The organism is Pseudomonas baetica, from assembly GCF_002813455.1.
In the GTDB taxonomy this organism is placed as follows: domain Bacteria; phylum Pseudomonadota; class Gammaproteobacteria; order Pseudomonadales; family Pseudomonadaceae; genus Aquipseudomonas; species Aquipseudomonas baetica.
In genome coordinates, this window is the sequence record NZ_PHHE01000001.1 from 4,628,203 (window position 1) to 4,638,958 (window position 10,756).

A 10,756-nucleotide genomic window follows, 5' to 3' on the forward strand; every position below is an offset into this window, starting at 1 on the left:
ATCATTATTCAGATAAAAGGAAACCAGCGTTAAGCTGGGTTCTTTGAGTGTTTATTGATTTATTCAAAGATTATCGGCGTACCTCATTAAGTTTCTTGATAAGGTCTTCCATGTCCTGCTCATCGTCAATTAACAGCTCAGGTAGAATCTCATGTTCGAATTTGAGATTTCCCAATTCAAAATCAATATAGTCTTCGAACGATAGTCCTGTTAATTCAAATGCATCTTCTTCTGTGTAATATTCTTTGTTCATGCTTTCCTCTTCCATTTGTTATTGTATTTTGGTTTTGTTTCCTCATTCGCAGCCTCTGCTAATGGTGTAGGTTCAGTCGGCCTAACGCCATTCTTCAAGAACATATCTAATACGTTCTCATTTTCAAGTTCTACTTCTATACGTTTAACCATTTCTTTCAAACAGTCTTCAGCCATGTAAAAAGCATCGACAATCAGCGAAGGGTCTTTCTTGAATACAGGCATAGCCCATCCAAGGTTATAAGCATCCTCGTTATTGTGGTATTCATCATGAAGCTCAGAATTGTCTAGACCAAAGTGACTCATTAACATTTGTGCCGAGACGTTAGCTACGATTTCTTCCATCCCTCTGTAAACGTCACTGATGTTGTACTTGTATAGCGTTTCTCGATTCTTCTCATCTTTATGACCTAGAGAGTGTGCCCATTCATGGAACGTCACAGAAACCTCATTTAATACTGATTTGAAGAGGTCTTCGTCAGCTAGGTGTATCAAGTTACGAGCAGGGCTGTAGTAGTTGTCAGTGCCTCCACGCTCAACCGGGATGGTGATTGCGTTGAATAGGCATTTCTTCATCACTTCTAATTCATGCTGGTTGCTGGCGGTAATTTTGATAGGGTTGGCGTAGTCCTCACGCCATTTGATACGCGGATCTGGCTTGTCCGGGTAAGGCCATAGAAGTTGAGCTTCGTTGTAAACGGTAAAAAGCTTAGCTGAACGCTTCCAGAAGTGAGCAGGTTCACCATTGGCATCAAGTACAGGCGTCTTAACACCGTTTTCATCTGTACGCTCTATAGCTCCCTTCTTCACGCCAAAACGCTGGATGATGGGTGTTCCAGACGTACCATACGGCACAATCAGCCCAAGGCTTTTAGCTTCGTTGTATCCCAAGAACATTGATGTAGGATAGCCCTTCGCTGCAGCTTCATCGTTGAGTATAACTTTGTTCTCCACGCCGAAAGATCTACCAGTCTTCGGATTCAAGCATTTCTTTGTGAACACTGGGTCTTGCCAAGGACTCATGCCGCTTAGGTCGTTTTCCTCCAATACTTGAATCATTCGCTCGCCAAGTTTTTTCAATTTTTCTGAAGTGTTTCCTGTTACATCAAGCTTACGGGTTTTGAATTTTCTGTCCTCATATTCACCCGGCAGAATCTGAATGTCAGAATGTTCTTTCTTGATAACGGGAGCATTAGCTTCAAATACGTCCAGTGATGAAGAAGCCGCTTTAGTAACGAAAGCCTGTTCAATCGTTGCTGAATATATTTCGTGTGGTTTGACATCAAGGTCAGTATCAAAACCGGTTAAACCCTTGAAAAAGGATATACGGTCTGTCTGAGATTTTTCAGCATAAGCGATGATGTTGGGGAAGCGGTGTTCATGTCCAGCCAAAGCTTTTTTGAACTGGCTGAGAAGGAAGGCGGGGGTGATACCGTTCAATGATTCTTTGTCGATGTAATCAAGTGGATAGTCTTGAACTTTTTTTGTAGAAACGTTCTTAATGGAATCTGTAAATTGCTGGTATCCCTTTAAAGCTGATACTTCGTCAGGCAAATCCGCTTTATTTATTGTGTATTTGAATTTGATGACTTCTTCGACCAGCAACGCTACGTCTGATGGAATCATTAGCGTTTTATTAGGGTTTTTGCTGAAATCTTCTTTGTGGTCGTCAATGTAGTCAACGAGTTCTTCTATCTCTAAATCAAGATTCCTGTAATTAATTTTAGTGTCACTCATGGTTCTCCTTTGTGATGTTGATATTACTATTATAATGTATCAATTTACATAATCAATGATGATGGGTTTATTCTTCAATGACTGGCTTTATGAAGACTGTCATAGGTAAGTGATTGTAATACGCTTCAAAGAGCATAAAGCCATCTGGTGAACACTCAAACTCAATATCATCTGATGTGACGGTCTGGAAGGGTGCTTCTGTACGCATATCATCACGACGTTGGAATGAGCTGAGATAGCCATTCTCTACGCGGAGTAGATAGTAGATGCCATTCAGCTCAATGAACGCGACGTAGGTGTCACGGTTGATGTGTGCGAGGCATAGGCTCGCTAATCCTTTAAAGCTGTTGGCAATCAAGCTCTCACTGATGATTCCATAGTCTGAGTAATAGAGCTTGTCAGTCTTGATGAGATTGATGATGTGCTTTCTGGTGTTTTTGAAGCCGTATAGGTCTTTAGCGAAGGCGATAGAGAAATTATCGTCCAGAAAGAAACTACGTTCCTCCTGTAGCTCTAATCCTTGGATGCTTTGCGGCCTGTATCTGTTGTTAGTAACGGTGTTCATTACAGTCATGACAGCAACACGCGGGCTGAACGCAAGAATAGCCGCTTCAAGGAATCTGCGTTGATTGATTGGGCCGGTTTCTGATAGCACGACCTTTATTAAATTGGTCATGACTTGTTAAGCCTTAGATTCTTTAATCGCTTTGATGAATGCTTTTAATACTTCGATAGCCAATACGGCAGCGGTCATAATAAAGACAGCGGCAAAGATTGTGATGCCAATAGTAGGAGGTATAAATAAGCTTAAAAGTAAAGCTGAAACCCAAGATGCGGCAAGTAGAAGTTTGGTTTTTTTGTATTTTCCTTTTGTTGGTTTAAGGTTCATGTTTATATCCGATTGTCTATTAATATAGATTTTATCACTTCATAAATGCAAGTCAAATTTCAGGCAATAAAAAGCCCCACTGAAGGGGCTTTATAAGACTAGAAAAGCAGAAGAATTAAAGGATGTTCTTTCTTTTGCTGAACATCGAGAAAGAGATACCAGTCACGATTTCATACAAACCATTGTAGAAGCCTAGAGCTTTTAACACGAAAACAATAGCTAATGGTGCGAAACCCATAACACCATAGTCATTTGCTACAGAAGCCCATACCGCGAAACCAGCACCAGCGAACACGCTTGAAAAATAGGTGTAACGAACGAAAACCTCTTCATCTGTAAGCATTTGAAAAACTTTCATTACAATGACTGCTCCGAAAATAAAACCTAACCAAACTGATAATCGGTATTCGCTAGGAAAAAAATTATACGAAATATAAAACGTCACCAATAAGTAACTTAATGTGGTGGCGATGATTAATGATGTAAGTTTCATGTAAATCTCCTTTTCTAGTCTTACTACCAGTATAACAGTTAATTAATAAAATTCAATAGTATTGCCATCGCATTATATAATTAATGTCTTGAAAGGCATTGTTTAACGCTATTAACCATACATTCAGCGATGAATTATCGGGTATGTGCAGCTTAGCTCATTATCGAACTTCAGCAAGTTCTACCCTGACCAACCCGCTTGAAAGGCCGTAATTATATTTTTCCTTTATAGGCCTTTGCCATAGCTTTCATCTCAGACGTGCCCTGAACTTTAAGGTCAAACTTTGTTACTTCCCCGTGATATTTAGAAATAAAGAATTTCTCAAACATACCCTGAATCGAAGCACAAATGCTATAAGTGATAATGACCACAAATATTGAAACGAATGATGCTATAAACGTCGCTCCTACGACATTATTCAATGCCACGAGGCTTCCTGAGAATTCATTTAAATCTCCAATCAAGAACATCATTGTTCCAGTGAAAAGGATTGGTGATAGGAGATAACCACTAACAAGGCATGGGAAAACGAACAATAATTTCTCTAGAAAGATGATTGTTGGGCTTCTGTCCAAGTCTCTACGCTCAGGTGTTGTGTCTAAATTGATAATCCAATGGAGCTGTCTGGTCGTTGAAACGAAAAGGCACTGAAAAAGAATAATGCTTACGATGGCTATGAAATTGAAATAGTCCATCAATGGCAACATGTAGATAAACGTTTGACCTAGAGCAAACATTGCTGTGCTGACATGGTTAATAATATTAGAAGCTTCTTCACTTGATGCTACTAAAGCCATCAAGATATAGAATTCTCCCTTTTGGCCCGTCATTTCGTAATACTTTTGACCGAATGCCTTTTCTCCAGCCAATATGCCTACTCCATCCGATATGACCGGTAAGAACATAGCGATTGTCTTTTTTGATATTTTTTGACCTGCTGATGAAAATAAACTTGATGCCATAGATGATATTGTTGTTTTTGCTTCCGCTACACCAAAGTCAGAAGCTTTTGGTTTGACTCGTTTAACCGGAGAGTTATATAACGAATTCGCCATTTTGAGCTGTAAAGCTGTAGCCGTAAGTGTCATGCCATAACGCTGCATTTCTTCAAAGCTACTGCCGCAATCGAAGCCCTTGTACATTGAGTTTGGATTTTGAAGGCAATCAATGAATCTTTGGGTTCCTGCGAATCCGTCCGAGGTATTGAAATAACTGAGTACCTTATCAATGCTGACGCTTTGGAGTGCCATTTCTAGGTAGGACTTATCACCCGTATCAAAGGCCTTTTTGACTTCGCTCATTGTGATGTCACCTTTCACCTTTGAAACGTTAACAGAGCCTGACTTGTCGCCAACGCTATCAAAGTACTTACGTTCATCTAGAAATGAAAACTTAGCGTTCAAGGTGTTTAATCCTATTTCTGCTGAATCATTCATTGCTATACGTCTTTTAGGGTCGGACACGGGAAGCATCCATACCGTTTGGAAGCGGGTATCATTGATGAACTGATATTTGTTCAAAGCTGTGCTACAAGCGTATGGCGAGCCAGTACCTACAAGGTCATTACAGTTGCTTTCAACGCACGCTTTATAGACGGCCAACTGGTCAGGTTTTGTCAACATCCTTTTGTCTTCATACATCCCTGAGCAGACCTGAATGTTCCTATGATGAAGGGTGACTTCCTGAGCATCGAGGCTGTTCATTGTCATACCCTTAGCTTTGACTAAGTTGAATACCAACTCACGGCTTCTACAGTCCGTTGCAAAGACTTTGTATTTCTCAAGCTGTCTAGCATCGAAGTAGGTGGTATCAACAGCGGTCAGCGAGCCTATATCGCATTCTAGGCCTGTAGAATCGAAGTCGTGAGACATTAATGAACCGTGTAGTCCCTTGCTGTATGTCGTTGCTATTTGGTCAGCGTCTTGTATGAACTTAGTGAGGTGGGTGATAACAGCTTGTTGCTGGCTATCAATATAGTTAAAGCCTAACCCCTCGGCAATTTTCGCACCTTTATAGTCAATCGCAATTCCTCCTTCTAAATCACAAATCTCGTATGAACCTTTAAATCCTACGCCCCATGAAGCTTTGTAAAACTGAATGGCTGGGTTTTGAATTGAGTCAGGAAGGCTATTTGCTTTAACACAAATGAGGTAATCAGTGATGTTGACCATAGTGCCGGATTTAACTGAGAAATTCGGTACTGGTGCTGATGATTCCTTGTATTTATCAATCGCTGCAGCTCCGATCAGCATCTCATCGCCCCATCCTTCACTGACCTTTATCACGTATAAAGATATTTGAAAGATGAACATAATCATCAAACCGCCTAAAATACCTTCCATCAGTTGGGTAGGCATATTTTTGATTCTTGCTGATTTTGATTCCATTAAGGCTGATTGTTTTGTAAAGCCAATTGCTAGAATTGAAAATGTTGTGAGTATTCCTAAAACAACGCAGATGAAGTTTTTAATACTCCAGATGGCTTTGCCGTTAGTAGGGTTGAAAACGTTGTCTTCGCCATGACATTCGTACTTCACTGAAATTGAATCAGGGACGATTAAATTAGCACGGCTAGCGACTTCTACAACGTTTTGTGCTGAGGCACAATCCTCACTAAGTGATTCATATATGTTGTTGCCTGCATCATAGGACGCATCTTGTGTGACTTGTCTTTCGTGGGCTGCGTTTTGTATGTCTTCTTTTCCGCAACCGGTTAACGCAAGGATGAATAATATCGGTAGAATTTTCTTCATTTGAATTTATGAGATTAGTATTTTCATTATTCCATATAAATTTCCGATTGCAAATTTTAGGTTAATTATGATGTTCGGCAATTGAAGGTCGCAAACAAAATTCAGTTTATTGAGGTTTTGTTGCCGCTCGTCTGAAATGATAAATCTTGTTTTTGTTTTGTGTGGTCTAAAAGGCAAGTAATACAAGAGCTTTATGAATAATCTATTTTTTGATTATGATTGAGTGTATGGATGGTGCTATTTGCTTGATTGACTATTCAAGGATATTTAAGTAGTATTTTTGTTCTCTAATCCAATAGTGGTGGTGAGCATATTAAATGTGAGGTGCAAAGTGAGCAACAAAGACATTCAAGCTGAAAATATTCTGAATTCAGTATTCCCGGACGACTCCGAAGAGTTACGCAAGTGGTTGATGGATAATCCAGCACTATTGCTTAGCCTAGGTGATGGATTACGAGCACAATTCCGGAGGAAGATTATAAACAGCCAATCCAGCGATGATTAGACCAGCTTGAGCTGGTTTATCAGTTTCGCTAGAAATCGAATTTTCATGATTTGGTTCTTTTCTTCAATATAATTCGCCCTAACGGTAAGCCAAGTGTGACAATTGATAAATATTTGTCGATTACGTTTTTCAATGCGTCGGCCATCATCACGTTACCAGCAAAGAAGTTCGTGTATAAAGTAATAATGTTCACAAACCCTTGAAGTGCGTGAATGTGAATAAAGTATAGAACTGGAGCAAAGCAGATTACGGCTACTACCTGTTGTTCGAAACCTCCCGTTGAGGCTAAGGCGATAAACCCGTAACAGACCAACCACAAGACAAAGCCCATTACTGGATAAAATAACACTTGTAAGAAAACTAATAGAGACTTGATGGTTAGGTCGTAAATGATTTCATTTGCAAGCATTCTAATGTTCATCAGGAAATTGTTTTTGTCGTTTGGCAGGAATAGCCACATGAACCTAGCTATGCCTATCACAAAGGTTATGACCATCTGGAAGATAATCAATATAGCTGCCACAACAAAGAGCAGTACTGGTAGGATAAGCACTAGTCTTATAAACCATCCCATTACCCACAAGAAAATACCTAATGTTGAAAAGGCTCTCATAGCTCCCTCAACAAATGCTAAACCTTTTTTGAATTTACTACGTCCTTTGCCACTATCCTTATTAGATAGCTTCATCGACTTATCATCTTGCTTGTTATATTTCGCCATGATGTTAGCTGACGCGAAGCTAAAGAATCCTGTGTAGAATCCTACGTCAATCATCTTGCCTGACATGTTGTACAGGCCAACATAAGCGTTTACAGGGTTCATACAGGTGTAGAAAGCCTTTTCACAGTCCTTCCCCATTCCTAGAGTCTTCTTTAGCTGAGACGTAGGATTAAGAACCGCTCCGATTGCCGCTGAAAGGGATGATTCATCCCCAAGATTTCCTTCAATCAATGAGGCTATGTATTCAGAGTCATCAACTTGCGATAGCTCAACTTTCATTGGGATGCTGTTGTAAAGCTCATTAATTATTGAATCGAAGTCGTCATTCAATAGGTTTGATTTGTCTGCGTTATTTCTAAGAGCAAAATTTGTGTCAATGTAATTCCCGTCACCATTAGCAATGATGCGGTAATTCTTGTTTGTGTTCTGCATGATTTCTTTGTTTGCTTGGTTTCCTATAAGACAGTTTCTATAGTGAATGGCGAATCCTACGCCTTGCTCCTTCCTAGCTCTAACACAGCTAATAGAGTTTGATTCATCAACTGTGGTTGCTGCGACCGCTATTTCAATTGCTTCAGTTCCTTTATTTACTTCATTTGTTAAAGCTTTCAACTTGGTGAACATTTCCTGATATATCTCTTCCTTGCTTCGAGTGCCTAGTACAACAAAATCATTCCCCTTCGACGCGACACATCCTATTTTTGACTCGAATACTGAGTTAGGTAATTGGCCTTTCAAAAATTGAATGTATTTCTCGCCGTCTCTCAGTACATCAAGGTTGGGGGTGGATTCTGTACAAAATTGTTCTTGTACTAGTCTGGCAATATCCTTAGCCAAATGGAATTTTTCTACTGAAGGATTAGCGAAATATTCTCTCAATAGATTCGACGCTTGGACGTGAACGGCATTATTAACAATTTGATTCGGCTTTTCTAAATCTAACTCTTGCATAATTGCTTTCTTGAAACCTGCAAGCATAGGTTTAAACTGTTCTGGTGAGCTTGTAAGGTACTGGCCTTTGATTCGATCCGCAGCCTTTTGTACATAGCTTGGAAGTGATATGGCTGAGATGAATTCTGTGTTCATCAATTCAGCTAGGGTGCTGTCTTGAGTGGTTTTACCAGCGATAAGTCTTTTAACTGTGAATCCAGTTTCAGTCTGGTAGATTTCTGGCTGGGAATTAAAATCAACTCGTCTTTCACTGACTGGAAGAAAAATATTAATCTTTTGGTAGTAGGTCTTGGCTGTCCTATCATCTAAAAGCTGTGCTTTAACGTATTCCATGCTTATATTCTTGGCTTTGAAATAACTGGGTGAGTAGGGTCTGGATGATTCTGACATGAAGTCTGTTTGAGTGTTCCCAACTTGAATGTCCGCGATGGCATAGGAAATAGTTCCTGCCTCTGCCATAGAACCCCAGCGATACCTATCCGCATTGAATTTATCGGTCATCGTCATTGTATCGTTTTCGCCGTCATCTGTTGATTTATATGGAAATACAAGCACCAGACCAACAGCTATGGCACATAGATTTGCTAGCATCTTATAGCGGCTGGTTGTTGGGTAGCTCGGGTCTTGTTCATTAGTTGCTTTTGAAAAAGTAATTCTAAAAAGCGTCCAAACAACACTACAAATAATAATGATATACATTATTGAATTCCAATTGTGTTTCAGCGATTGAATTACCGCTGAAGCCCAGTCTTGAAACGTCAGCCAAGATATATTTTCATCAAATAATTGTTGAACCGTGTCTTTTGCTGAATCCCCATCAGGAATTGTTTCACGCCCGAAATCCTTATCCATTGCGGTTAAGAATCTGTGTTGTAAATTTTCAGGGCACGTAGTGTAGTTGTTTCCTTCAACCATAAACTTGTTGCTGTCCGAAACACCACATTCTTTCTTCTGTTGGTCGGTGGCGTCTGAGCAGCCCGACAAAATGAATAATGAAGCTATTATGCTGAATATTAAACGTTTGCTCATAATAAAGTTGAAGTTGTTAATTGTATTTTATCATTTATTTATGTCATTACAATTGAAAAAGGAAATTTATATGTAATAATCAAATACAGGGAAGTTAATAACAGGGAGAACATTGTGAATCGTTCTGAACAGGTAGGTGGAAAAAGGAAAATAGAGAAGGTCATTTTGGCTTTAGTAAATAATGACCATACGACTTTTGATTATTCGATTATGAAACGACTGTCGTTTTATGAGCATTTCATGACAAGGAGGTCAATCGAGGATTTCATTAAGGAGAATGAGATTAAAGATGTCGATTATGGAGATTTTTATTATTTGCTGAATGCGTCAATGAACTTGGCCATTGATGCAGGCGAGAAGCCCGACAGATTGTTCACAAAGACAATGAAGCGGATTTTCTATGGAAGGCATCAGGTAGCCAATTTGTATGGCGTAGAGACGCTGAGAGAAGCTTACAGGATGATTAGAGAGGCTAAGGGACTGAGCGAGTAGAGCAGGGTGATGGAAGCGTTGTGATTGAGAGATTCGCGTCTCAGCATCACGGCATGTAGGTCACGGATTGATAGACACAAAAAACCCCCAATCAAGGGGGCTTTTTGCGTTCAGGGCATTACGCTTTAGGAGTAACGTCTTTAACGTCGTAGTCCTTGAATTTCTTCACGCCGCCCTTGTTCAATGCTTCGATAATCGACTTACGAGCGGCAGGAACCTTTGTACCGTTGTCGTAGGTGATTTCAGCCGGTTCCAACACTGGCTTGGTCGCACCAGCCGGGGTAACCAGCTTGAAGCCAAGGAATTCGAACGCTGCTCGATCCTGTTCTAGACCGGCAGGGCCAGCACGCAATGGGAACTCAACCGACTTGTCACCTTTCGAAATCTGGTAAATCGACATGGTGCGGGTGCCTTTAGGCTCGCCCGAGGCCGCTGCTTTACTGCCACGCTTCCCTTTGGTGTTGGTCGCGACGTGAGCGGCTTTAACTGCTTCCTGAGCTGCTTGATAAGCCAGTTCTTCGAATTCTTCACGGTAGGCTTGAAGAATGTCAGGGAATTTGAATTTTTGCTTGAAGTCGCTCAGTGCCTTTTCGTGATTGGCACGATTGTCTTTGATGCTTTTGAGCTTGGTGGTCAGCTCAAGAATCTTCGCTACGTCGCCAGCTTCGGAGGCGGCTGTGATTTGTTTCAGTGTTTCTTCGTAGTCAGTCGCAATGCCTTTGGTGGTCAGCACTTCGATGATTTTTGCACCCACCTCGTTAACCTGAACCGAGTAGAGGTGTTTGTTTTCTTCGTAGCTGGCTTTGTTGCTTTTGACGTCAGTAGTCATGTGATTCTCCAAAGGCTGTGATGATGATGCGACCATCAAGGCTTAGCTGTGTGCCTTGTTGAATCCGATCCTAGAAGATTGATTAACCTTCAGCAAGGGGGTTGC

9 protein-coding genes are annotated in these 10,756 nt (G+C 40.6%); 1 reads left to right on the plus strand and 8 read right to left on the minus strand.

Annotation, left to right across the window (positions count from 1 at the left end):
- Window positions 1-70: 70 nt before the first annotated feature.
- The 7 genes from ATI02_RS21460 to ATI02_RS21485 all read right to left on the minus strand — a co-directional run bounded on the left by ATI02_RS21460 (window position 71) and on the right by ATI02_RS21485 (window position 9,330).
- A complete protein-coding gene (locus ATI02_RS21460; RefSeq protein WP_100847271.1) occupies window positions 71-253 on the minus strand; it encodes a hypothetical protein in 183 nt (60 codons plus the stop codon).
- Window positions 250-1,989 (minus strand): zincin-like metallopeptidase domain-containing protein, encoded by a 1,740-nt coding sequence (locus ATI02_RS21465; RefSeq protein WP_100847272.1) that lies wholly within the window; start codon window positions 1,987-1,989, stop codon window positions 250-252. The genes ATI02_RS21460 and ATI02_RS21465 overlap by 4 nt, the downstream gene beginning before the upstream one ends.
- A 67-nt stretch (window positions 1,990-2,056) precedes the next feature.
- The gene (locus ATI02_RS21470; protein ID WP_100847273.1) at window positions 2,057-2,665 is read right to left on the minus strand and encodes a hypothetical protein; all 609 of its coding nucleotides are present in this window, start codon (window positions 2,663-2,665) and stop codon (window positions 2,057-2,059) included.
- Between the two features lie 6 nt (window positions 2,666-2,671).
- The gene (locus ATI02_RS32085) at window positions 2,672-2,878 is read right to left on the minus strand and encodes a hypothetical protein (protein ID WP_146166073.1); all 207 of its coding nucleotides are present in this window, start codon (window positions 2,876-2,878) and stop codon (window positions 2,672-2,674) included.
- A gap of 115 nt (window positions 2,879-2,993) precedes the next feature.
- The gene (locus tag ATI02_RS21475; protein ID WP_100847274.1) at window positions 2,994-3,371 is read right to left on the minus strand and encodes a hypothetical protein; all 378 of its coding nucleotides are present in this window, start codon (window positions 3,369-3,371) and stop codon (window positions 2,994-2,996) included.
- Between the two features lie 212 nt (window positions 3,372-3,583).
- Complete coding sequence (locus ATI02_RS21480; protein WP_100847275.1) at window positions 3,584-6,124, minus strand: hypothetical protein; 2,541 nt, start codon at window positions 6,122-6,124, stop codon at window positions 3,584-3,586.
- Between the two features lie 548 nt (window positions 6,125-6,672).
- Window positions 6,673-9,330 (minus strand): hypothetical protein, encoded by a 2,658-nt coding sequence (locus ATI02_RS21485; protein WP_146166074.1) that lies wholly within the window; start codon window positions 9,328-9,330, stop codon window positions 6,673-6,675.
- A 114-nt stretch (window positions 9,331-9,444) separates the two neighbouring features.
- Here ATI02_RS21485 and ATI02_RS21490 point away from each other — a divergent pair, with 114 nt between their 5' ends.
- On the plus strand, window positions 9,445-9,822 hold the full coding sequence (locus ATI02_RS21490) for a hypothetical protein (protein WP_100847277.1): 378 nt from the start codon (window positions 9,445-9,447) through the stop codon (window positions 9,820-9,822).
- 118 nt (window positions 9,823-9,940) lie between these two features.
- Here the strand turns inward: ATI02_RS21490 and ATI02_RS21495 are convergent, their stop codons facing one another.
- Window positions 9,941-10,651, minus strand: coding sequence for a hypothetical protein (locus ATI02_RS21495; protein ID WP_100847278.1), 711 nt, complete (start codon window positions 10,649-10,651; stop codon window positions 9,941-9,943).
- Window positions 10,652-10,756 lie beyond the last annotated feature (105 nt).

Bases quoted from the DNA above. Each gene is read 5' to 3' on its own strand.
- ATI02_RS21475 (WP_100847274.1), bottom strand. From the start codon at position 3,371: ATGAAACTTACATCATTAATCATCGCCACCACATTAAGTTACTTATTG.
- ATI02_RS21470 (WP_100847273.1), bottom strand. From the start codon at position 2,665: ATGACCAATTTAATAAAGGTCGTGCTATCAGAAACCGGCCCAATCAAT.
- ATI02_RS21485 (WP_146166074.1), bottom strand. From the start codon at position 9,330: ATGAGCAAACGTTTAATATTCAGCATAATAGCTTCATTATTCATTTTG.
- ATI02_RS21480 (WP_100847275.1), bottom strand. From the start codon at position 6,124: ATGAAGAAAATTCTACCGATATTATTCATCCTTGCGTTAACCGGTTGC.
- ATI02_RS21495 (WP_100847278.1), bottom strand. From the start codon at position 10,651: ATGACTACTGACGTCAAAAGCAACAAAGCCAGCTACGAAGAAAACAAA.
- ATI02_RS32085 (WP_146166073.1), bottom strand. From the start codon at position 2,878: ATGAACCTTAAACCAACAAAAGGAAAATACAAAAAAACCAAACTTCTA.
- ATI02_RS21460 (WP_100847271.1), bottom strand. From the start codon at position 253: ATGAACAAAGAATATTACACAGAAGAAGATGCATTTGAATTAACAGGA.
- ATI02_RS21465 (WP_100847272.1), bottom strand. From the start codon at position 1,989: ATGAGTGACACTAAAATTAATTACAGGAATCTTGATTTAGAGATAGAA.